We start from the raw sequence: 19,807 nt of genomic DNA, 5'->3' as shown, positions 1-19,807 counted from the left end.
GAAACCTCACTCTTTCGATGGGCATCTTTATATGATATAAGTTGTTAAAATCACAACTGAGGTGAGTTATGTCCTTTTCTTCTGAGACAACGAAAACAGGCCCGTTATCCGGCGACGGAGCCAACACAAGCTTTGGCTATGAATTTCTGATTATCGCATCATCGCACCTTGAAGTTATTCACGCCGATGCTGATGGTATTGAAACGGTTCTCACAGAAGGGACGCATTACAGCGTCGATGGCGTTGGCAACTCAGCAGGCGGAACGGTTACATACCCATTATCAGGAAGCCCTCTGCCAGCAAATGAGACCCTGACATTCCGGCGCAATCCACCGTGGACACAAGGCGCATCATTCCCTTTACATGGCGGATATATCGGGCCTAACCACGAGGCTGTGTTTGACCAAATTGTCATGCAGGTTTTATATCTGAGAGAAGAGCTTTCTCGTGCGGTTAAGGTTGGTATTTCTACAACTGATTTGCCGGATAACTTGCTTAATAATATTATTCAGGCCGTTGCGGATGCGAATGCACACATGGTAGGGGCGCAAACCGCTCAGACAGCAGCAGAGACGGCTCAGACAAATGCCGAGACTGCGCAAACTGGATCGGAAGCAGCTAAAGCAGGCTCAGAAGCGGCCCGTGATCTTGCGCAAACATATCGTGACGAGGCCCAAACAGCGGCACAGAATACATATTCCGTTTTTAAATACACCGCAACAGGCGGCGAAACCTCACTAAGTGGGCCGGATGATAACGCGAACACCTTGGCCTATGTGCCGGGTGTGATCATCGTGGAGATGAACGGAGCAATTCTGGAGGACGGTACAGATTTCACTGCAACAAACGGGACCAGCATTACTGACCTTGCGGCCTTGTCTGCCGGGGATGTGGTTACAATTCGCGCTTTTGGGTCTTTTGATGTTACGGACCATGAAACGAAAACATCCGGCGTACACGGTGTTGTCGGTGCATTCGTCGGAACTTTAAACACGCAAACCCTTCTTAACAAAACGCTCGAAGATATCGTTTTGACGGGTGGCGTTAATATCTTTGGTACTTCTGGACACGCAACAAACCGTCTCGCTTTGACCTATAACGGCGGGACTGGTGTGGGTGAAATCGGTGCGAACAGTACTGGCGGAAGTACGAAGCTGATCTTTGGGACGAGCAAAACAGGTTCGTACCAGTCCCGTATGGCCCTCGACTCAGATGGCACGCTGGGTATCGGTACAACCTCACCAGCTCGGTGGTCAACAGGGGCAAACGTCGAGATCAATGGTGGCGCATCGAATGCAAACATTATGCTGACAAATACCGCTACAGGATCCGGCACTGGCAACGGCGGATTAATCCAGCACGACGGGGTTGATTTTTGGCTGTGGAACGCAGAAGCAGGCAATCTTTATCTGGGCACAAACAGCCAGACTAAAGCCAAAATTTCTGCAGCCGGTAACTTTGATGTCAACAACACAACCTCTGTACCTGCATCAAACAATACAGGTGGCGGCACCCTTTATTCGTCATCCGGGGCGCTCGTTTGGCGTGGTTCATCCGGCACCATCACAGTTCTTGCAAACGCTTAAGGAATTATATTATGGCCCTTACTCTTTCCGTTAAAACACACCCATCTTTACCGCCAGTAGAAAACGCCTACCACCACATTGTTGGTGCATCCATCAATTATGACGGTATCGCGGTATGTATGATACAATCCTATAAAGACGTGGCAACACGGCAGGCGCACAAGCTTGCTCTTGCAGATATGGAAGTTCTACAAAAGGATCATGCAGCCCTACATCAAGCCATACTGGATGCGCATGCCGCCAAAGATGAAGCAGCCGAGCAACAGGCGCAGTTTGATTTTTTAACGAAAGGGATGGAGTTAAAAAACAAGCAAAAAGAACTGGAAAGCGTCGCGCCATTTACGGGACCTACCTCAACACCGGAACTTGATATCACCGGCATTCAGGAAGTCACCCGCGCTGACTTGTACAACGCAATCAAGACCCTGCCGGAGTGGGCCGACGCGGAGGACGCTTAACATGAGTGGGCGTAATCTTGCGGAAATGGCGCGGGGGTTGACGGCTGCGCAAATCCCTGAGTTGACCTCTGCACATATTGCGGCGGACAGTATCACCTCAGCCAAGCTGGCAATAAACGCCGTAGGGGCGGATGCACTTGATCCATCGGTGACGCCTGTGCTTACGAAATATTTTGAAAGCGGAGAGTTAGCAATTAGCCCGTCTGCTGCGCATGTCGTTGCGCATGGCTTGGGGGTAACGCCCAAATTGGTCGAATTCTGGCTTGTGTGCAAAATAGCGGAACACGGCTATTCGGTCGACGATAAAACGCCAATCAACCCCTCGAACAGCGATATTAGTGGTTCCATCAATGCCGGTTTATCTGCGGTGCCGAATGCAACAGACATAACTATAGAATTGGGTGCCCGAACGGGGGTCTTTTACATTTTATCAAAAACAACCAACGCTAACGTCGAACTGACGCCAGCAAACTGGCGCTTAATCGTGCGCGCTTGGGCTTAGGGAAACTAACGAGATCGGCCTGACATGGAGGCTGGAAAGATGAATATGAAAGGAATTTTAGGAATGCCGGATAAACATGCTGCTGAATTTTGGGGGCTATTGATGGCCGTCATAGGCGCATTTTCCGGCCGTCTCATGTGGCACACCGAAGAGGTGCAACGCGGCAATCGGCGCTTTTGGTCCAAAGAGCTTTTTTGGGAATTCCCGACCTGTTTGGGAATGGCGTTTGTTGGTAAGGGTGCGGCAGAATGGTTTGCATTAAATGAGTGGGCGGAAATCGGACTTGTCGCAACATTAAGCTACCTTGGCCCGCGTGGCCTTAAGCACCTTTTGCGGCTATGGATCATTTACCGTGGTGATACGAACAAGGAGAAAATCTAATGCTATCTTTATTGGGATCATTGTTGGGCTTCGGCACGTCGTTCCTGCCCAAGATCATGGAATATTTCCAAGACAAGGCCGATAAGGCGCACGAATTAAAAATGATCGTAGCGCAGACCGATGCGCAAGTTGCATTGGAAGGGGTGCGCTTACAGGCCATGAATGTTGAAGCGGATATTCGGGAAAGTGAAGCCCTCCTCATTCACGATACCAAGTCGCGCAAAGGGGCTTCGCAATGGGTGATAAACTTGGCGGCAAGTGTCCGCCCGATCTTGAGTTATTTATTCTTCATTGAGTTCTTTGTTTTAACACTGGCGGTGAATGCCGGGTGGATGACCAAAGAGCAATATTTGCTTGTGTGGAATAATGAGATGCAGGCGATTTTTGCTGCGGTTGTCTCATTCTGGTTTGGACATCGGACGTTTGGACGCCGGGAACAAACCTGATGCACACGAACATAGAAGGACTGTCTATCATTCAACGGTTTGAAGGGTATCGCGCTAATCCTTATCTTTGCCCTGCTCATGTATGGACGATTGGATATGGATCAACCCGCATGATGAATGGAAAGCCAGTCAAACCGGATACCCCGTCCGTTTCTGAAAAAGAGGCGACGGAATTACTTGTGCATGAAGTAAATCAAACAGAACGGCAAATCGCCCGCCTTGTGCGTGTGGGTGTAACGATCAACGAATTTTCGGCTCTTGCCTCATTTGTCTATAATGTCGGGTCCGGTAACTTTGCCGCTTCGACCATGCGGCAAAAATTAAATCGCGGTGATTATGCCGGAGCTGCAAATGAGTTCTGGAAGTGGCGTAGAGGCGGGGGGCGCATTCTGTCTGGCCTCGTTCGTCGTCGAAAGGCTGAAAAAGATTTATTCACAACCGAAGTGTAAATTTAGGAGGCTCACATGCTGCAAGGATTCTTGACTGCTCAATTTGCCTGTTGGCTCCGATGGTGGGGGATGGATGCCTTACCTCCATTTCATCGAACTCACATGATCGTTACCTATTACCCCTTAACTAACGTTTATACCCATATTCGTTAGTCACCAGATTAAGAAACGCCCTGCTTCGGTGGGGCGTTTTTTGTGTTTTCAAGTAATCGTAATATTATGGAAGTAAAAAACAGTACCGTACCAATATCGTACCATGCACATTATAAGATATTGATTTTAAATAATGTGTTGCCTATCCATCATGGGCGCGACTGAGAGGCGGCGGTCTACCTTTCCCGATTTTTTGGGAGTATTACTAGACTTTGGCATTTGTTCAGACACGGTGCAGGCTTTCAACAATGGCAGAAAATAAAGGCTTAAAAGATACGTGAGGTTATAAAAAGGACGGATGGTCCCATATCGTTCGCCTGTATTTAGTCTAAAATTCTTTAAATTTAAACTGAAAACTACGTTTTTAATTAAAGATTGTTATAATTTATATTTTTTCTATTTTTGAATGTTTGTATTATTGTATGATGTATAAACTTTAGGTAAGCCGTGAACTATTTAGGCGACAATAGTAATTAAAGTATTCTGAATTAATGGATTAGGATGTGAATAGATATGAATAAAAAAATTAAGTTGGCCATGATTTTGTCCATTGTTTCGATCAATGTTGCGTCAGCATATGAAGCGCCTTTTGGATTTAAATGGGGGGATGCCGGAGTTAAGCTTTTTGAAAAAAATAAAATTAAGGGAGAATACAAATCATATTTGAAAATAAAAACATATGAACTCAATAAGCCCGCTTTCTCTTTTGCTTGGCCTGACGGTACAAAATCTATCTCTGCAAGTGAATATAAGGGATATGGTATTCAAAAGGTGCTGTGGATAGCTAAAGAAGGAAATTGGGGACAATTTAAAAATGTAAATAATATCTTGGCAGAAAAATATTTACCTTCAAACGTTCCTTATAAAGAAGGTAAACCTTGTCTATTTAATGAATTAAAGGGTTTTTGCTATGAAATGAAAAATTATAATCCCGGTACGAACGCCAAGCGTCCGATTAATAAGTATTTTGCTCAGACATATGCGAATGGCAATGTTATTCAAATTTGGGAAATGGACACAAACGTTCATACAGTTTGGTATTATGGTCCAGAGGTAAATCAAATGCAGAAGGGCAAGGCCAAAGGTAGTGGTTTTTAATTCAACGAATAGATCGGCAAAAATACGCTTTAATATCAAGCTCTAAGTAAGCCGTGAACTGGTTAGAATGAAAAAGTTCCATTTTTGGAAACTTTACTATTGTTCCCGTTTTGGAAACTGCTATAATGAGAGGCAGATAAAGGGGAAAGCTGAATGAACGTTATCAAATACAGAAGCTTAAAAGAATATTGGGAAAAGCATTATCAAACCCAAACTTCTTTGAAGTTCTGGCACGCTGTTGTTCGTAAAGCTCAATGGCAATCTATGAATGATGTTCAGCAAGCTTTTTCAAAATGCAAGGTATTGAACAGTGAACGTGTGCGCTTTGAAGTGGCTGGTGGCGACTTTCGTTTAATCGCCGCTTTTGATTTCTCGTCACAAACCTGTTGGGTCAAGTTCATTGGTACTCATGCAGAGTATGACAAGATCGACGCATTAACAGTTCATCATTTTTAGGAGGACTTACTATGTCTTATCAGTTGGCACCGATCCACAGCGAAGCACAATATGATCAAGCTATGAATATGCTTGAGACTTTGTGGGGCAGTGAAGAAGGTACACAGGAGCATGATACTTTATGTGTTTTGAGTATGTTGATTTCTCATTATGAGGAAGAACAATGTCCTGTTGAGCCTTTGACCCCTATTGAAGCGGTTGAGGGGTATATGGACTTGAACGGTCTTGAGCAGAAAGATTTAGCAGTTGTTATGGGTAGTAAAGCGCGTGCGTCAGAATTTCTTGCTGGAAAACGTGATCTTTCCATATCCCAAGTCAAGGCTATTCGGGCGGCATGGGGAATTAGTGCTGATATGCTCATTGAGCCTCCATTGCCAATAGCCGTTTAATTTCTAAGTAAGCCGTGAATAGGAAAGGACATGAAATGGCTGATGATGAAGGCAGTTTGGAAATTCAAAACCATAATTTCCTTTGCACTAATGGATAAGGAACAACGTGACGAATTTATGAAACGCATCGAAGAAGAAAAGAAGCTCTTTAAATTTGGTGCAACAAGCTACGGCCCTCATGGTTTCCCCACAGATTGGGAATATGACCAACCAGAGGAAGAGAAATAGGCTCTAAGTAAGCCTATGACAATAAGAGAAGGCTTGAGTATATAGTGTTTTAAAATGTGTTTTTTATATTCAGCCATAGCAGCTTAGCAAAAAAACATTCAGGCTGGGCCGCCGAAAACTGACCAGTTGTAGTGGGTGGAGAGGTCTTCCAGGGCTTGGGTGCCGAGCAGGGAGTTTCCGCATGAATCAAGGCCCGGGGACCAGACGGCGATAGAGGCCTGATTGGGGACGATGGCGAGAATGCCGCCGCCGACACCGCTTTTACCGGGAATGCCGACACGATAGGCGAATTCGCCCGAGCCATCGTAATGGCCGCAGGTCATCATTAAGGAATTGATGGAACGCACCCTTTGTTTGTCGATCATGTGATGTTTATCAGTACCGCCACTGAGAAAACGCCCGGCGCGGGCCAATTGTTCACAGTTCATTTCAATGGCGCATTGATGAAAGTAAGTGCCCAATGTGCAATCACAATCATTTTCAATATTCCCCATAGACTTCATGAAATGGGCGAGGGAGTAATTGCGGTGTCCGGTCTGGTTTTCGGATTTTGCCACAGCCTCGTTAATGTAAATATCGTCATCTGAGGCCGCCGCGCGTACAAACATCAGGATTTCCGCCAAGGCTTCTTTGGGGGTGCTGCCGCTCAGGATGCTGTCAGTGGTGACAATGGCCCCGGCATTAATGAAGGGATTGCGGGGGATGCCCTGTTCTGTTTCCAGTTGAATGATGGAATTGAACGGATTACCCGATGGTTCTTTGCGCACACGCTGCCAAAGTTTATCGCCCAATCGCCCCAAGGCAATGGCAAGGGTAAACACCTTGGATATACTTTGAATGGAAAATTTGGTGGCGTAATTCCCCGTGCTGATCTGGCGCCCGTCATTAAAACAAATACTGAGCGCAAATTGATTGGGGTCGACGCGGGCCAGTTCGGGGATATAGTTGGCAACCGAACCTTTGTGCATTTTTTGCAGGCGTGAAGTCAACTCATCCAAAAAAAGCTGTAAATCCTGTGGGCATTTGTCTGTATCGAACATAGCGCGTGTTGCCTATCCCCTATCCTGAATATGAAGAAAAAGGCATGGCATGTTCAAATGGGGATGTCCACCATATTTGAGTGATTGGTACTACCTATTTTGTTTTTGGATATTTATGAGCAAGAGAGGAGACATTATCCTTTGATGCAGCATTTGACTGTAACAAAACTTTAATCAATAAAAATATATCGAAAAACGATAAAAAGTTATTGACGATCAAAAAACATACTGATACCTATTCTTACATTGGTCTCTATTGGAGGAAAGAGGATGTCGGTTCGAAAATCAATTTTTCATGTTGCGTTTTTTGCTGCCCTTCTTTTGGTGCTACAGGGGGCTTACACGTATTATTTTAAAATGAAATTGATGGATTGGATCTGGCAGTTGTAGCCGGATTAAGGGCATAGGTGGTTTGCGTGTTATGAATGAAGTAAAATTGACAAGGCTGGTCCTGATTTTGAGGTGGCTGATTGTGACCGTCATGATCTTACAGATTGTTGAAGGTGTAAGCCTGTTTTTGACTGATCAGGATGTTTATCTTGAATTTAATGGTGAGACGTGGAAACGCAGTATTTCTGCATTTGAAAATGTGGATCAGGTGTTTATTGGCCTAATTGTTTTTATTCCAACCTTTGTTTTGCTTTGGGGCTTATTACAGTTGATCAAGATGTGCGGACTTTTTGATCAAGGGGTGATTTTTGCACATGCGACGATAACCTGTTTCAAACGGTTTTCTCTAAGCTTAATCGCTCTTTCTGGTATTGAAACGCTTGGAACACCAGCCTTTTTAATCTATTTTTGGCTGCGCGGTATCTATGATGAATTCCCCGACGTCGGGATTATGTTGATCTTGGATACGCTGGAAATATCGCTTTTGGCATTTGGGGTGCTGTGCTTTTTGATCACGCGAATTATGGAAATATCGCTGGAACAAAAAGAAGAATTGGAATTGACCATTTAAAAAATGGGCTTGGGCAAGGAACATTCAATTGGGGATTGTTGTAAATCTGGATGTCATGTTGGCAAAACGGAAAATGAAGCTGGGTGAATTGTCTGAAATTGTAGGGGTGACCAATGCAAACCTGTCTGTTTTAAAAACAGGAAAAGCGAAAGCGATCAGGTTCAGTACATTGGAGGCAATTTGCCAAGCTTTAGATTGCCAGCCGGGCGATATATTGGAATTTGTAAATGATGATGAAAAAGACGGATAAGTCTATTTTTCTTCCGGCGACCCTGCTTTTGCTTTTCTCAAGCACAGTAAATATGGCCGCCGCAGGGGAATATTCAGCAACGGTTGGCCTTGGTGCTGCCTATTCAGCAGAATATGAAGGTTCTAGTGATGGTGAATTACAAGTTGTTCCTATTGCAAGTGTCGGCTGGGAGATGGAGGAAATTGAACCCAAAAGCGAAATGGCGATACAGGCAGGCCTTCTCAGTGCAGAACTGAGTCTTTGGGGCGGGCTTGATGTCGGTTTGGTCCGCTTATACCGCCCGGAAGGGATGTACCGGGTGAATGCCGGTATCGCTTATGAGGGGGGGCGTGATGAAGGTGACAATAAGGCCTTGCGCGGGCTAGGCGATGTTGATGGTCACGTCCTTGGCAAAGTTGAATTTACTTTTGCACAAGACGGCATAGGCTGGAATGCGGGGGCCGTCGTGTCTCAGGATGTCAGTGACGAAACAAATGCGACGACGCTAGATCTCGCCCTTGGCTATACTTTTGGTCTTTCAGAGACGGTTTCATTGTCGACGCAGGCTATGGCAGCTTTTGCCGATGATGATTACATGCAAACCTATTTTGGTATAAATCAGCAACAAGCAACGCGTTCTGGTTATTCCCGCTATGATGCAGAAGGTGGGTTGAAGTCTGTTGGCTTAGGGATAGGCTTGAACTGGGGCATTACGGAAAATATCGGGTTTGGCGTATCTGCCAATTATACAAAACTGACGGGTGATGCAGCCGATAGCGTTTTGGTTAAGACCAAAGGGGATGAAAATCAGTTTTCCGGTTTCATGGGAATTAGTTACAGCTTTTAAGTTTGCTTATATTTAAGAAAGCAAAAGACCCTGTTGTCATTGTTGCCAGGGTCTTTTCTTTATTTGAGAGGTGATGACTATTCAAGTCTGAAACCGACCTTGAGGACAACCTGATAATGGCCAACTTTACCGTCGGTAATATGCCCACGGGTTTCTTTTACCTCGAACCAATCCATATTTTTTATGCTCTTTGAGGCTTTGGCAAGTGCTGTGTCGATGGCATCTTCAATGCTGTCTTTTGAGGAACCGACAATTTCGACTTTTTTATAAACATGATCGCTCATTTTACATTCCCTGTTTCTAAATTGTGAAGTGGCTCATCTACATCATATAAGTTTTAAAATGACCTTTTACAGAGAAAATATTTTTTTGATGCGTATGATTCGCAATAAATCGTAACTTAAGGTTGATTTGATTTTCTTTTTTTATTTAAGTGGCTATAGAATTAGCCAATTTTTGGAAAAAATAAGAATTCGATTTATGAATTTTTTTAATCGATTTACGTGCGGCGTATATCAGTTCAAGCTCTTAAAGATACATAATAAAAAATGCATATAAAAGTTATTTAAACATTAATAAGCACAAAAACAATTGCATATAATAGTCTTTATAATAATTCTTAATTTACATATAATTTTAGGAAAAACTGGTCGGACATCTGTTCGTTGTATTTCAGAAAGCATTGAAACTTATGAATTATTTTTAATTTGTTAGAGCTAGTGTAATTCACAATAAATAACTGGAGTAATGGGTTGTTAAAGAATATAACCTACCCTGTATGTATATTATTTTTTTACAGGTCTTGAACGGAGTATCTGATGGGCGGTCTATCCGAAGCTTTAACAGGTGTTGAACGCACCTTTAAGGAGGACGAAATTATCGTGAGCAAAACGGATATGAAAGGTCGAATTGTATATACCAACCAGACGTTTCTAACGGTTGCTGATTACACTGAGAAAGAAATGTTGGGGCAACCCCATAGTGTGATCCGTCATCCGGATATGCCACGATGCGTATTTAAGCTTTTATGGGATACAATTTCACAAGGTAAAGAGCTTTTTGCCTATGTGATGAATCGAACCAAACACGGTGATCATTACTGGGTTCTCGCCCATGTGACACCAACGTTTGAAGAAGATGGAAAAACGCTTAAGGGATATCATTCCAGTCGGCGCGTGCCTGAGCGCGATGCCTTGGAAAAAATCAAACCGCTCTATGCAGAATTGCTGCGCGAAGAACAACGTCATCCCAATAAAAAAGACGGCATGAATGCTGCTTATCAATTACTTCTTAAAAAACTTGCAGATGCAGGAATGGAATACGATGAATTTATTCTCTCGCTCTAAGGCGGAAAGATATTCGCTGATCGCGTTAACGATTACCTTGATTGCGACGGTTTATCTGTTTGTAACACAGGGTGTTTCTGTGGGCTTTGTTGGATTGGGAATTGCTCTCTTTCAATCTTTGTCTTTATATCGGACGGTTCAGGCGAATAATTTGGTGGAAAGAATACGTCATGTCGCCCGTGAAGGCGCGAGCGGGCGAATGGATGCGCGTATCTTGAATATTGAGGGAAATGGCAATATTCATAAATTGATGCACGACATCAATCATTTGCTGGATCAAACCGAAGCTTTTTCGAAAGAGGCAGGAGCTGCGTTGGAATATGCCGCGAAAGGTCGCTATTTTCGAAAAATCATTTTACGCGGCATGAATGGTGATTTCATTACCCATGCCAATGTTGTGAACAATGGTTTGAATGCGATGGGTCAGAAAACGCGCGATTTTGTTGAGGGAGCCAGCACGATCGGATCCAACATCAAGGGGGTCGTCAGTGGCGTGTCGTCAGCGGCGCAGGAACTGGATGCATCCTCGCAATCACTTGCCCATTTGGCTGAACAAACCAGTGCCTTGTCTGAGACAGTGCGCTCTGCGGCCAATAGTGCCTTTGGTAATGTAGAAAGTGTGGCCGCAGCCACGGAAGAATTTAACGCTTCCATTCATGAGATACATGCACAGGTTACCCGCTCTGCGCAAATGGCATCGGCCGCCGTACAATCCGCAGCGCAAGCCAGTGATGTTATTGAAACGTTGCATGAAGCCACAGGCCGCATTAACGAGGTGGTGAGCCTGATCAACGATATTGCTGAACAGACCAATATGCTCGCCTTGAACGCAACGATTGAGGCGGCAAGGGCAGGGGAGGCCGGTAAAGGCTTTGCCGTTGTTGCCGGTGAGGTTAAAAACCTTTCAAATCAAACGTCTCGTGCAACGCAGGAAATTACCGGTCAGGTTCAGGCTATGAAAAAGGCTACGAACTCTGCTGTTGAAGCGATTCAGGCGATTAGCCAGTCTATTGAAGATATTGATGCAACAGCCGGGGATATCGCAGCGACTGTAGAACAGCAAAGCGCAGTGGTGAAAGAAATCAGTGCCAATTCGCAATATGCTGTTTCTGAGGTGAGTACCGTAGCGGCAACCATTGGCGAAGTGGCAGACGGTGCATCAGAGTCTAATTCTGCTGTGACGCAAATTCGGGCAGCTGCCAGTGAACTGGCGCAACAGTCGCAAGCCCTTTCCGATGATGTCGGCGGTTTTGTGGATCGGGTCGTTGCGACGAACTAAGCCGGATAAAGAAGACTAAAGAAAAATCCCCTGCGCGATAGGATCGGCAGGGGATTTTTCTTTTCGGAAATACAGACTTAGTGGGTCATAAAGACCGGTACGGTCATATGTTTCAACATATGGCGTGTCACCCCGCCGAGAACAACTTCACGCCATCTGCGGTGGCCATAACCACCCATGACGATCAGGTCGATCCCGCTGTCGGCGGCATAGGAAAGCAACGCATCACCAGCAGACAAGTTGCTGGAAACCAGATGTTCTGCTTCTGCATTGATGTCATGACGGGCAAGATGCAGGGAAATATCAGCACCCGGAATATCACCGTGATGCGAATTTTTCGGATCAACTGCCAAGACATCGACCTTATCCGCTTTTTCCATTAAACTAATGGCATCGTTGACGGCGCGTGTGGCCAAACGGCTGCCATCCCAGGCAACCATAATATGTTTGCCAATTGTTTCAAAAGAACCAGAATGCGGGATGATCAAAACCGGACGACCGGACCGCAACAGAATTTGATCAGGTATTTCACTGGCGCCGGGGTCTTCGATTGCTTTTGAATCTTTTTGGCCCAAAACGGTGAGGTCGGCGTAACGGGCATGCAACATAACCTGTTCAACCATATCGCCTTCCACACAACGCCATTCGGTTGGAACGTTATTGCCTTCTGTTATGGAGGCAAACATGGTTTCAATTTCTCTGGCTGCATTTTCAGAAGCGGCAACCTGCGCTTTGATAACCTCTTTGCTCAGTTGTGCTTCGATAAAGCCGGGGATCATCGGCTTCGTCATAACGTAAAGTGCGGTCAAATGGGCATTGTGAAGCTGTGCAAGTTTGAGTGCAGCCTTAATACGTTCTTTGCAGCTGGGAGAATGATCGACATGCACGAGGATATCTTTGAGGGACATGAGTGTCGTCCTTATTTATTGTTTTAACAGAGAAGCGTGCGAACCTTTTTTTAAGGGTAGGACGCAATTTTTTATTGGTAATACCTTTATAGTCCCCAATTGTACAAATGCTATGATTTACATCAAGACTTTATTGTGGAATTTGAAAATGAGCATGAAAAAAACAAAAGATGGACACATTGAGGTCACAATCATTGGTTAGGACATTACAGCAGATATAAGGGGTGCCGGGTGCTATCCCCCCGGGTGGAGAAGAAAAATGAATTACGAAAACTTTTTTGCTGAACGTATTGCCGACCTGCAAAACGAAGGCAACTATCGCGTCTTTGCTGATCTGGAACGCAAAGCTGGCGATTTCCCACATGCAAAGAATTACCGCGAAGATAAAGTTGCTGATGTCACAGTCTGGTGTTCCAACGATTATCTCTGTATGGGGCAGAATGCGGAAGTTTTGGCTGCCATGCATGAAGCGTTGGACAAATGCGGTGCCGGCGCGGGTGGAACGCGCAATATTTCCGGGACCAACCACTATCACGTTTTGTTGGAAGAAGAACTGGCGAACCTGCATAAAACAGAAGCCGCGCTGGTCTTTACCTCTGGCTACGTTGCCAATTTTACGACCTTGTCGACATTGGGGTCAAAAATGCCGGGAATGTTGATTATTTCTGATGAATTAAACCACAATTCTATGATTGAAGGCATTCGTCTGGGCCGCAGTGAAAAAACGGTTTTCAAACATAATGACTTGGAAGACCTGGAACGCATCCTGAAAGAACAGCCCCATGATCGACCGAAAATGATCGCCTTTGAATCTGTTTATTCGATGGATGGGGATATTGCTCCGATCAAGGAAATTTGTGATCTGGCAGATAAATATAATGCTATGACCTATATCGACGAAGTTCACGCCGTTGGCCTTTATGGGGAGCATGGTGCCGGTGTTGCCGAGCGTGAAGGCCTGATGGATCGTTTGACGATTATCCAAGGCACAATGGCAAAAGGTTTTGGTGTTGTTGGTGGCTATATCGCGGGTTCAAAAGCCATGTGCGATTTTGTTCGCTCCTTTGGGCAAGGCTTTATTTTCTCCACGTCTTTGCCGCCGGCAGTGGCCGCAGGGTGTCGGGCTTCGATCCAGTATGTATCCCAACATAATGAAATTCGCGTCAAGCATCAGGCAAATGCCCGTTTGTTGCGTGATAAACTGGATGCTGCCGGTATTCCGCATATTGAAAATCCTAGCCATATTGTTCCCGTTATGGTGGGCGATCCCGTTTTATGCAAACGCGCCAGCGATATGTTGATGGAAAAATTCAACCATTATGTCCAGCCGATTAACTTCCCAACAGTTCCAAAGGGAACGGAACGTTTACGTTTTACGCCGTCACCTTTCCATACGGAAGAAATGATGGACGATCTGGTTTCCTGTCTGGTTGACGTATGGCAATCTCTTTCCTTGAAAAAGGCTGCGGCTTAAACATTGACATAAATGTTTAACCTGCAAACTTAAAGGGCGGTATCTGAGGGGGTATCGTCCTTTTTTGTTTCTTGCAAATCGTTCGCAAATCAGGCATATCTCAACTGCATTGCCACAGGTTTTGTGGTATGGTTTTGATCGGGAAGAACAGGATCGATAAATTATGTACGCTGATAACACATTAACGCCAAAAGAAGCCGTGCGGCTTTGTGCTTTGGGGACATTGGCCCTAAGCAATGAGGCGATGCGTTATAGTGTACTTGCCCATGCTGCACGCCATTTTATGAGTCGTGTTACCGGCCCGTCATTGGAATTGATGGGAACATCATTGGAATTGCTGAAATTTGAAGGCTTAATCGCCCCCAGTGACGGTCAAGGCATGGAAGATGATGCTGCGATGGATCTAACCGACAAAGGCCGGGCAGAGTTGCAAAAATTGTTGACTGCGCGTGTGCGTGCAGAAAGTAACGACCTGAATAAACTGATTATTACGCTTAAGTTCCGTTTCCTGCATCTTTTGCCGTTGGAAGAACAATGTAATCAGGTCGACAGTCTGTGTGATGCAGCGCAGGCAGAATTGTCTCGTCTTGGGGATTTGCGCGATAACCATTGTAGTGAAACCGGGCACTTAACGGCTTGGCTTGACCATGATCTTGACCTAGTCGAAACACGTCTGGAATGGTTGGAAGGCTTGCGTAATGACCTTTACGAAAAGGCTTTTCCCAAAAGCTAAGGTTAATTTTTAGCGACAGATACCCCGTAGTCCATATTTAATTTTCGAAGCAGATGGTGATAGCTGCCATCGTGTCGCATGCGTTCAACGGTCAGGTCAAATTCTGCAAGAAGGGCACGATTATGTTCGGATTTTTTTGATAACAGCAGATAAAATTTCGGACTTTCCGCCATGACTTGTGGATGGGGTTTAATCTGGTCTTGCCAGCCGTTATTTTTGATGACTTCAGACAAAATATGGTCGGAATGAATAACAATATCTGCCCGCCCAATGGTTAATAAACGCAAGCATGCTTCAAATGAACGTGTTACATGAAATTTGATGTTATGTTTTGCATAAAACCGTTCTCCCCACTGATTGCCATGAACATCGCAAAATCTAAATTGCGAAAGGGTAGAAATATCCAGGGTGGTCTGTAAGGCCTTGGCTGCAGGCGAGTTGACTTTGGTAAATGGTCGGAAACTGAGCGTGAAAACAGGTTGTCTTGATTGATAGCTATACTGGGCACGTTCAGGGGTCACTGATGTGATGAGCAAGTCAGCATGTCCCTTCCAGACTTCTTCCTGTGCACGTTTCCACGCTTTACCGTTATTTATAACGGTATGGCCCATTCTTTGTACAAGGATGGCATCCATCAATGCAGGCAAAACGCCTTTTACACTTTCATTTTGACCATATGAAAGGGGGGGATAGGAATCAGCGTAATTTATGCGAAGAGAAATTTCTTCAGCTTGTGCCGTTATGGTCAAGCTGAGTGATATACATAAAGCTATAATGCATATCATGTTACGCATTGTGATTTGCCTTTTAATCTTAATATAGGGTTTAGCTATTTCTTAACTATATGCGCAGATGTGGAAGGACGCAATTCAGGAATGTACTTAATCCAAACGTATTACTTTTATAGTGTTGTATTTTGTAGCAGTTTAAAAAAGATGTTGCCCACCGGTCAGCCACATTTCTGTGCCGGTGACGTAAGATGAATCTTCAGAGCACAGATAGTAAATCGAGGCGGCAACCTCGCTGGTGGAGCCCATACGGTTTAAGGGAATACGGGGAATAAGCGTTTCATATTCCGGTTGGATCATATCGGTTTGAATTTCACCGGGGGCAACCGCATTGACGCGTACGCCAATTGTTGCAAATTCGTTTGCCATTTCACGGGTTAGCGCAGATAGGGCTGCTTTGGAAATGGAATAGGCTGACCCGGCAAAGGGGTGAATATAATGTCCGGCGATTGAGGTCACATTGACAATCGCCCCGCCACCACGATGCAATGCCGGAGCAAAACCACGCGATAGTTTAAGAGGGGCATAAAAATTAAGGTCAAACACTTTTCGCCAAGCCTCCAAATCCCCGTTCAGGCACCCCAACCTTTCTTTATAAGGCGTTTTTGGAGACATTCCGGCGTTATTGACAAGCGCATGCAGGGGATCGTCACCGAGGAGTTTATTGGCTTCTTTGACAAAATTGGCGAGGCTTTTCTCATCCCCGAGGTCCGTGGGGAAATGAAAGACATAATTGGGGTCGCTCATACATTCTGGCGGCATTTCCGTTCGGGCACAGGTAATCACCCGCCACCCTTTGTTCATAAAATATTTCGCTGTGGCGTGGCCAATACCTTGGCTCGCACCTGTAATCACGGCTGTTTTTTGTACGCTATTTGTCATAGGATGGAGATTACCCGCACTTTTCAGTCAGGACAATCAGAAATGCAACAGCGTGATGTCATTGATTTTCTTTCCCGACCCGAGAGTTATGGATTGCCTGCGGATGAAAAGGTGCAACGCCTTGATACGCATATTTCCATTGTTTTTTTGGCGGGGGACTATGCCTATAAACTGAAGCGCGCTATTGAGTTGCCTTTTGTTGATTTTCGTACGTTGGAAAGGCGAAAGCATTTTTGTCATTTGGAATTGGAGATCAATCGTGCTTTCTCTCCAAACCTTTATATCGATACGATTTCGGTGAATGTCGGAGATGATCTTTCTTTGGGAGGTACGGGCGAGGCGGTCGATTGGCTGGTGAAAATGCACCGTTTTGATCAATCCAAACTGTTTGATCGCTTGTGTGAAGAAGGCAAGCTGGAAGAGGATGCCTTACTCTGTTTGGTGGATCGTGTTTTTGAGTGTTATGAACATGCAAAACATGATCATTCGTTTGGCGGGCTGTCAGGTATGCAACGTGCGTTTGATGGCCACTATCTTGCTCTTGATACTTGTCCAGCTCATGTGTTTGATCCGGGCACGATACGTGATCTGAAACAGCGCGTTTCTGAGGCTCTCGGTATGTGTGGCGAGTTATTGGAGGGGCGCAGGCAAAATGGGTTTGTGCGTCATTGTCATGGTGATTTGCACTTACGTAATATCTGTTTTTTCAAAAATGCGGTCACCCTATTTGACGCCATTGAATTTGAACCAGATTATGCCGTTATCGATATTTTGTATGATCTCTCCTTTTTATTGATGGACTTGATACATCGCGGGCGCACGGATTTTGCTAATCTGGTGCTGAATAGATATTTAGCCCTGAGTGGAGATATTTCAGGTTTAAAGGTTTTGGGGGTGTTTTTATCGTCACGGGCGACGATCCGCGCTCATGTCAGTGCGGTTGCTTCAAAAAATCAAAAAACGAAAAACGAGACTGAATTCTTGGAAAAAGAAGCCCGTTGTTATTTGCAGGAAGCCCAACATTATTTGAAAACGCAATCTCCCACCTTGATTGCCATTGGCGGGTTGTCAGGGTGCGGGAAATCCGTTCTTGCAAAAGGGTTGGCCCCCCACATTGGGCATGCCCCCGGTGCGTTTGTTGCGCGCACAGATATGATCCGCAAGCGTGTGCTGGGTGTAAAACCGTGGGAAAAATTATCACAGGATGGCTATAGCCGTGCGGCGACACAACGGACCTACAAGCAGCTTTATCAGGAAATTGAAGACGCCTTGACGTTCGGCTATAGCGTGATTGTTGATGGTGTTTTTGCCAAGCCGGGGGAGCGTCATAAACTGGAAAATCTTGCTGTAAAGATGGATGTTTCTTTCTTGGGTTTTTGGCTTTCTGCGCCGTTAGATGTTTTGGAACAAAGGGTCACAAATCGTCGAAATGATGTATCGGATGCCGATGCGACTGTGGTGCGTATGCAAGCGGTATATGATATCGGCGAGGTCAAATGGGCAAAGCTGGATGCAAGCCAAGGTATTGAAAGCATTTTAGAAAAATCCTTATCCATACTTGATGCAAGTCTGGAAAATTGTACAAATTAAGCGTATCCTTATGTAAGTTTTTAAAGACAGGAGGTTGTCATGAGCATGAAGTCCATCTTAGCCCCCCTTGACGGGACGGCCACATCGAACGGTGTGCTACAGGCGGCCTTTGTTTTAGCAGATACATTTAAGGCCCATGTAAACGCGTTGCATGTTAAACCTGACCCTAAAGCAGCGGTGCCTTTGCTGGGCGAAGGTATGTCAGGTGCGATGATCGAAGATATGATTTCGATGGCAGAAAAAGAAAGTAATGAACAGCGCCAAAAAGCACGCGCCCTTTATCAGGATATGCTGGTGAAACATGGTGTGCAGGAAAGTGACGTTCCCGTTGCTGGTGTTGATATGAGCGTCAGTTGGGTGGAAGATCAAGGGCGTGATGATGAAGTCATCGCCCACCACGGTCGTCTTGCGGATTTGATTCTCGTTCCTAAACCGCAACAGGATAATGAAGTTTATACGACGCTGGCCCTGAATGCCGCGTTGTTTGAAACCGGGCGTCCGATGTTGTTGCTTCCGCCGTCTTCTATGACGGCTTTCCCGCAAGTTGTGACGATTTGTTGGAACGGGTCTATGGAAGGCGCGCGTGCAGTTGCGGCGGCCTTGCCTTTTATTAAAATGGCAAAGACTGTCCGTGTCATTACGGCAGATACGTCTTCGACAGATGGGCCTGTTGGCGAGAATCTGGCGAAGTATTTATGTTGGCATGGTGTGGAAACACAGTCTGTCTTTTTCTCTCCGGCGGGGAAATCCGTTGGTTTGGCCCTGTTATCGGAAAGCAAGAAACTGGGTGCGGAATTGATGGTTATGGGCGGATATACCCACAGCCGTATGCGCGAATTGATCTTGGGCGGGGCGACTCGTGATGTGATTGAAAATGCGGATATCCCGGTTGTTATGGGCCATTAAAATAGGGGAAGTTGCCCCGTATCGGGTTTGACGTCCAATCTGGTAAAAGTGATATTGCGCGGTGTTTGCAAAAGCCCGCGCAATTTTTCTGTGGGGATGGAACGGTCCAGCCAATCGCGATAAGAGACAGGCGCAATAAGGACGGGCATGCGATTGTGAATGTCTGCGATCTGTGAATGGGGCGGACAGGTCAAGACGCAAAAACGATCTTCTTGCCTTATGGCGCCAAGCGCAAAACATTCTAACCTGTCGATGGAAATCCGAGTTTTATGTTTTTGTATGCCGTCTTTTCGCCATTCCGTCCAAGCGTGAACGGGGACTAAGCACCTGTTGTCACGGGCATGTGCAAATGTTGCTTTTTCCAACAAGGTTTCGGATCGGGCATTGATGAGCAGCTGTTTTGACCAATTAGTTTGAAACCCCCATTTCAAAAGACAAGCTTTGTCGGGTTCTTCTATGATTAAGGCGTTGTCGTTAGGGCGTGTTTCCTGAGGTTTGCGTTGTTCTTTGGGAATAAGACTCAGGTGGAAATGCTTTTTAAGAAGAAAACGGTCATAAAGATTATCAAAATTGGAACACATAAAAATTTACCTGAGCCGTTTGTGTAAGTGCAATTAGCGTAGTATAAAAGGCTTGCGTTGATTTTTCCAATATTGCTGTTTTCCTTAGGTTTTGGTC

The 19,807-nt window shown here is 45.4% G+C and carries 25 protein-coding genes; 19 read left to right on the top strand and 6 right to left on the bottom strand.

All coding sequences use genetic code 11. The features are described from left to right. Positions 1-68: 68 nt before the first annotated feature. The 10 genes from ACI0FF_RS13010 (at position 69) to ACI0FF_RS12965 (ending at position 6,146) form a co-directional block, all read left to right on the top strand. Positions 69-1,586: a hypothetical protein gene (locus ACI0FF_RS13010; protein ID WP_419797241.1), complete on the top strand. Its 1,518-nt coding sequence runs from the start codon at positions 69-71 to the stop codon at positions 1,584-1,586. An 11-nt stretch (positions 1,587-1,597) separates the two neighbouring features. Then, entirely contained in the window at positions 1,598-2,044 is a 447-nt protein-coding gene (locus tag ACI0FF_RS13005) for a hypothetical protein (RefSeq protein WP_419797240.1), read from the top strand. A gap of 1 nt (position 2,045) precedes the next feature. Further along, positions 2,046-2,546 (top strand): hypothetical protein, encoded by a 501-nt coding sequence (locus ACI0FF_RS13000; RefSeq protein WP_419797239.1) that lies wholly within the window; start codon positions 2,046-2,048, stop codon positions 2,544-2,546. A 39-nt stretch (positions 2,547-2,585) separates the two neighbouring features. Continuing rightward, complete coding sequence (locus ACI0FF_RS12995; protein WP_419797238.1) at positions 2,586-2,927, top strand: phage holin family protein; 342 nt, start codon at positions 2,586-2,588, stop codon at positions 2,925-2,927. Further along, positions 2,927-3,373, top strand: coding sequence for a hypothetical protein (locus tag ACI0FF_RS12990; protein WP_419797237.1), 447 nt, complete (start codon positions 2,927-2,929; stop codon positions 3,371-3,373). Before ACI0FF_RS12995 ends, ACI0FF_RS12990 begins: the two co-directional genes overlap by 1 nt. Continuing rightward, positions 3,373-3,822: a lysozyme gene (locus ACI0FF_RS12985; protein WP_419797236.1), complete on the top strand. Its 450-nt coding sequence runs from the start codon at positions 3,373-3,375 to the stop codon at positions 3,820-3,822. Before ACI0FF_RS12990 ends, ACI0FF_RS12985 begins: the two co-directional genes overlap by 1 nt. A 666-nt stretch (positions 3,823-4,488) precedes the next feature. Next, a complete protein-coding gene (locus ACI0FF_RS12980) occupies positions 4,489-5,073 on the top strand; it encodes a hypothetical protein (RefSeq protein ID WP_419797235.1) in 585 nt (194 codons plus the stop codon). 153 nt (positions 5,074-5,226) lie between these two features. Then, on the top strand, positions 5,227-5,529 hold the full coding sequence (locus ACI0FF_RS12975) for a type II toxin-antitoxin system HigB family toxin (protein ID WP_419797234.1): 303 nt from the start codon (positions 5,227-5,229) through the stop codon (positions 5,527-5,529). 11 nt (positions 5,530-5,540) lie between these two features. Beyond that, positions 5,541-5,918 (top strand): helix-turn-helix domain-containing protein, encoded by a 378-nt coding sequence (locus ACI0FF_RS12970; protein ID WP_419797233.1) that lies wholly within the window; start codon positions 5,541-5,543, stop codon positions 5,916-5,918. 30 nt (positions 5,919-5,948) lie between these two features. Next, positions 5,949-6,146 carry a hypothetical protein gene (locus ACI0FF_RS12965; protein ID WP_419797232.1) on the top strand — a complete coding sequence of 66 codons (198 nt, stop codon included), beginning with the start codon at positions 5,949-5,951 and terminating at the stop codon, positions 6,144-6,146. A 98-nt stretch (positions 6,147-6,244) separates the two neighbouring features. On the opposite strand, the gene ACI0FF_RS12960 is transcribed toward ACI0FF_RS12965, so the two are convergent. Then, on the bottom strand, positions 6,245-7,186 hold the full coding sequence (locus tag ACI0FF_RS12960; protein WP_419797231.1) for a glutaminase: 942 nt from the start codon (positions 7,184-7,186) through the stop codon (positions 6,245-6,247). Positions 7,187-7,607: 421 nt separating this feature from the next. Here ACI0FF_RS12960 and ACI0FF_RS12955 point away from each other — a divergent pair, with 421 nt between their 5' ends. From ACI0FF_RS12955 to ACI0FF_RS12945, 3 genes are read left to right on the top strand one after another with little or no spacing between them, the layout of a single operon-like run. After that, a complete protein-coding gene (locus tag ACI0FF_RS12955) occupies positions 7,608-8,147 on the top strand; it encodes a DUF2975 domain-containing protein (protein WP_419797230.1) in 540 nt (179 codons plus the stop codon). Between the two features lie 28 nt (positions 8,148-8,175). After that, positions 8,176-8,397, top strand: coding sequence for a helix-turn-helix domain-containing protein (locus tag ACI0FF_RS12950; RefSeq protein ID WP_426857465.1), 222 nt, complete (start codon positions 8,176-8,178; stop codon positions 8,395-8,397). Beyond that, on the top strand, positions 8,375-9,223 hold the full coding sequence (locus tag ACI0FF_RS12945; RefSeq protein ID WP_419797229.1) for a MipA/OmpV family protein: 849 nt from the start codon (positions 8,375-8,377) through the stop codon (positions 9,221-9,223). The genes ACI0FF_RS12950 and ACI0FF_RS12945 overlap by 23 nt, the downstream gene beginning before the upstream one ends. A gap of 77 nt (positions 9,224-9,300) precedes the next feature. On the opposite strand, the gene ACI0FF_RS12940 is transcribed toward ACI0FF_RS12945, so the two are convergent. After that, entirely contained in the window at positions 9,301-9,507 is a 207-nt protein-coding gene (locus tag ACI0FF_RS12940; RefSeq protein WP_188662801.1) for a dodecin, read from the bottom strand. A 534-nt stretch (positions 9,508-10,041) separates the two neighbouring features. Between ACI0FF_RS12940 and ACI0FF_RS12935 the strand changes: the two genes are divergently transcribed. After that, positions 10,042-10,569 carry a PAS domain-containing protein gene (locus ACI0FF_RS12935; protein WP_419797228.1) on the top strand — a complete coding sequence of 176 codons (528 nt, stop codon included), beginning with the start codon at positions 10,042-10,044 and terminating at the stop codon, positions 10,567-10,569. Continuing rightward, the gene (locus ACI0FF_RS12930) at positions 10,547-11,848 is read left to right on the top strand and encodes a methyl-accepting chemotaxis protein (protein ID WP_419797227.1); all 1,302 of its coding nucleotides are present in this window, start codon (positions 10,547-10,549) and stop codon (positions 11,846-11,848) included. Before ACI0FF_RS12935 ends, ACI0FF_RS12930 begins: the two co-directional genes overlap by 23 nt. Positions 11,849-11,925: 77 nt before the next feature. On the opposite strand, the gene ACI0FF_RS12925 is transcribed toward ACI0FF_RS12930, so the two are convergent. After that, positions 11,926-12,756 carry a universal stress protein gene (locus ACI0FF_RS12925; protein ID WP_419797226.1) on the bottom strand — a complete coding sequence of 277 codons (831 nt, stop codon included), beginning with the start codon at positions 12,754-12,756 and terminating at the stop codon, positions 11,926-11,928. A gap of 259 nt (positions 12,757-13,015) precedes the next feature. Here ACI0FF_RS12925 and hemA point away from each other — a divergent pair, with 259 nt between their 5' ends. Further along, the gene (gene hemA / locus ACI0FF_RS12920) at positions 13,016-14,230 is read left to right on the top strand and encodes a 5-aminolevulinate synthase (RefSeq protein WP_419797225.1); all 1,215 of its coding nucleotides are present in this window, start codon (positions 13,016-13,018) and stop codon (positions 14,228-14,230) included. A 163-nt stretch (positions 14,231-14,393) separates the two neighbouring features. Next, the gene (locus ACI0FF_RS12915) at positions 14,394-14,963 is read left to right on the top strand and encodes a hypothetical protein (protein WP_419797224.1); all 570 of its coding nucleotides are present in this window, start codon (positions 14,394-14,396) and stop codon (positions 14,961-14,963) included. A 2-nt stretch (positions 14,964-14,965) separates the two neighbouring features. Here the strand turns inward: ACI0FF_RS12915 and ACI0FF_RS12910 are convergent, their stop codons facing one another. Together ACI0FF_RS12910 and ACI0FF_RS12905 are read right to left on the bottom strand one after the other, a co-directional pair. Beyond that, positions 14,966-15,757: a substrate-binding periplasmic protein gene (locus ACI0FF_RS12910; RefSeq protein WP_419797223.1), complete on the bottom strand. Its 792-nt coding sequence runs from the start codon at positions 15,755-15,757 to the stop codon at positions 14,966-14,968. A 132-nt stretch (positions 15,758-15,889) separates the two neighbouring features. Beyond that, positions 15,890-16,633: an SDR family NAD(P)-dependent oxidoreductase gene (locus ACI0FF_RS12905; RefSeq protein ID WP_419797222.1), complete on the bottom strand. Its 744-nt coding sequence runs from the start codon at positions 16,631-16,633 to the stop codon at positions 15,890-15,892. A 42-nt stretch (positions 16,634-16,675) separates the two neighbouring features. Between ACI0FF_RS12905 and ACI0FF_RS12900 the strand changes: the two genes are divergently transcribed. Both ACI0FF_RS12900 and ACI0FF_RS12895 read left to right on the top strand, forming a co-directional pair. Beyond that, on the top strand, positions 16,676-18,223 hold the full coding sequence (locus ACI0FF_RS12900; RefSeq protein WP_419797221.1) for an AAA family ATPase: 1,548 nt from the start codon (positions 16,676-16,678) through the stop codon (positions 18,221-18,223). 39 nt (positions 18,224-18,262) lie between these two features. Further along, positions 18,263-19,129: a universal stress protein gene (locus ACI0FF_RS12895; protein WP_419797220.1), complete on the top strand. Its 867-nt coding sequence runs from the start codon at positions 18,263-18,265 to the stop codon at positions 19,127-19,129. Here the strand turns inward: ACI0FF_RS12895 and ACI0FF_RS12890 are convergent. Beyond that, positions 19,126-19,710: an SOS response-associated peptidase gene (locus tag ACI0FF_RS12890; protein ID WP_419797219.1), complete on the bottom strand. Its 585-nt coding sequence runs from the start codon at positions 19,708-19,710 to the stop codon at positions 19,126-19,128. The genes ACI0FF_RS12895 and ACI0FF_RS12890 overlap by 4 nt on opposite strands. Positions 19,711-19,807 lie beyond the last annotated feature (97 nt).

The organism is Terasakiella sp. 4MB5A, from assembly GCF_050058155.1.
GTDB lineage: Bacteria > Pseudomonadota > Alphaproteobacteria > Rhodospirillales > Terasakiellaceae > Terasakiella > Terasakiella halodenitrificans.
Note: the sequence above shows the minus strand (reverse complement) of the source record. Positions and strands in the feature narration are given on the sequence as shown.

Excerpts from the sequence above, each read along its gene's own strand:
- ACI0FF_RS12940 (WP_188662801.1), bottom strand. The coding sequence starts at position 9,507 with ATGAGCGATCATGTTTATAAAAAAGTCGAAATTGTCGGTTCCTCAAAA.
- ACI0FF_RS12965 (WP_419797232.1), top strand. The coding sequence starts at position 5,949 with ATGAAATGGCTGATGATGAAGGCAGTTTGGAAATTCAAAACCATAATT.
- hemA (WP_419797225.1), top strand. The coding sequence starts at position 13,016 with ATGAATTACGAAAACTTTTTTGCTGAACGTATTGCCGACCTGCAAAAC.
- ACI0FF_RS12990 (WP_419797237.1), top strand. The coding sequence starts at position 2,927 with ATGCTATCTTTATTGGGATCATTGTTGGGCTTCGGCACGTCGTTCCTG.
- ACI0FF_RS12890 (WP_419797219.1), bottom strand. The coding sequence starts at position 19,710 with ATGTGTTCCAATTTTGATAATCTTTATGACCGTTTTCTTCTTAAAAAG.
- ACI0FF_RS12935 (WP_419797228.1), top strand. The coding sequence starts at position 10,042 with ATGGGCGGTCTATCCGAAGCTTTAACAGGTGTTGAACGCACCTTTAAG.
- ACI0FF_RS12905 (WP_419797222.1), bottom strand. The coding sequence starts at position 16,633 with ATGACAAATAGCGTACAAAAAACAGCCGTGATTACAGGTGCGAGCCAA.
- ACI0FF_RS12995 (WP_419797238.1), top strand. The coding sequence starts at position 2,586 with ATGAATATGAAAGGAATTTTAGGAATGCCGGATAAACATGCTGCTGAA.
- ACI0FF_RS12970 (WP_419797233.1), top strand. The coding sequence starts at position 5,541 with ATGTCTTATCAGTTGGCACCGATCCACAGCGAAGCACAATATGATCAA.
- ACI0FF_RS12930 (WP_419797227.1), top strand. The coding sequence starts at position 10,547 with ATGAATTTATTCTCTCGCTCTAAGGCGGAAAGATATTCGCTGATCGCG.
- ACI0FF_RS12925 (WP_419797226.1), bottom strand. The coding sequence starts at position 12,756 with ATGTCCCTCAAAGATATCCTCGTGCATGTCGATCATTCTCCCAGCTGC.
- ACI0FF_RS12945 (WP_419797229.1), top strand. The coding sequence starts at position 8,375 with ATGATGATGAAAAAGACGGATAAGTCTATTTTTCTTCCGGCGACCCTG.
- ACI0FF_RS12900 (WP_419797221.1), top strand. The coding sequence starts at position 16,676 with ATGCAACAGCGTGATGTCATTGATTTTCTTTCCCGACCCGAGAGTTAT.
- ACI0FF_RS12960 (WP_419797231.1), bottom strand. The coding sequence starts at position 7,186 with ATGTTCGATACAGACAAATGCCCACAGGATTTACAGCTTTTTTTGGAT.
- ACI0FF_RS12955 (WP_419797230.1), top strand. The coding sequence starts at position 7,608 with ATGAATGAAGTAAAATTGACAAGGCTGGTCCTGATTTTGAGGTGGCTG.
- ACI0FF_RS13010 (WP_419797241.1), top strand. The coding sequence starts at position 69 with ATGTCCTTTTCTTCTGAGACAACGAAAACAGGCCCGTTATCCGGCGAC.
- ACI0FF_RS13000 (WP_419797239.1), top strand. The coding sequence starts at position 2,046 with ATGAGTGGGCGTAATCTTGCGGAAATGGCGCGGGGGTTGACGGCTGCG.
- ACI0FF_RS12895 (WP_419797220.1), top strand. The coding sequence starts at position 18,263 with ATGAGCATGAAGTCCATCTTAGCCCCCCTTGACGGGACGGCCACATCG.
- ACI0FF_RS12980 (WP_419797235.1), top strand. The coding sequence starts at position 4,489 with ATGAATAAAAAAATTAAGTTGGCCATGATTTTGTCCATTGTTTCGATC.
- ACI0FF_RS12910 (WP_419797223.1), bottom strand. The coding sequence starts at position 15,757 with ATGCGTAACATGATATGCATTATAGCTTTATGTATATCACTCAGCTTG.
- ACI0FF_RS12985 (WP_419797236.1), top strand. The coding sequence starts at position 3,373 with ATGCACACGAACATAGAAGGACTGTCTATCATTCAACGGTTTGAAGGG.
- ACI0FF_RS12975 (WP_419797234.1), top strand. The coding sequence starts at position 5,227 with ATGAACGTTATCAAATACAGAAGCTTAAAAGAATATTGGGAAAAGCAT.
- ACI0FF_RS13005 (WP_419797240.1), top strand. The coding sequence starts at position 1,598 with ATGGCCCTTACTCTTTCCGTTAAAACACACCCATCTTTACCGCCAGTA.
- ACI0FF_RS12915 (WP_419797224.1), top strand. The coding sequence starts at position 14,394 with ATGTACGCTGATAACACATTAACGCCAAAAGAAGCCGTGCGGCTTTGT.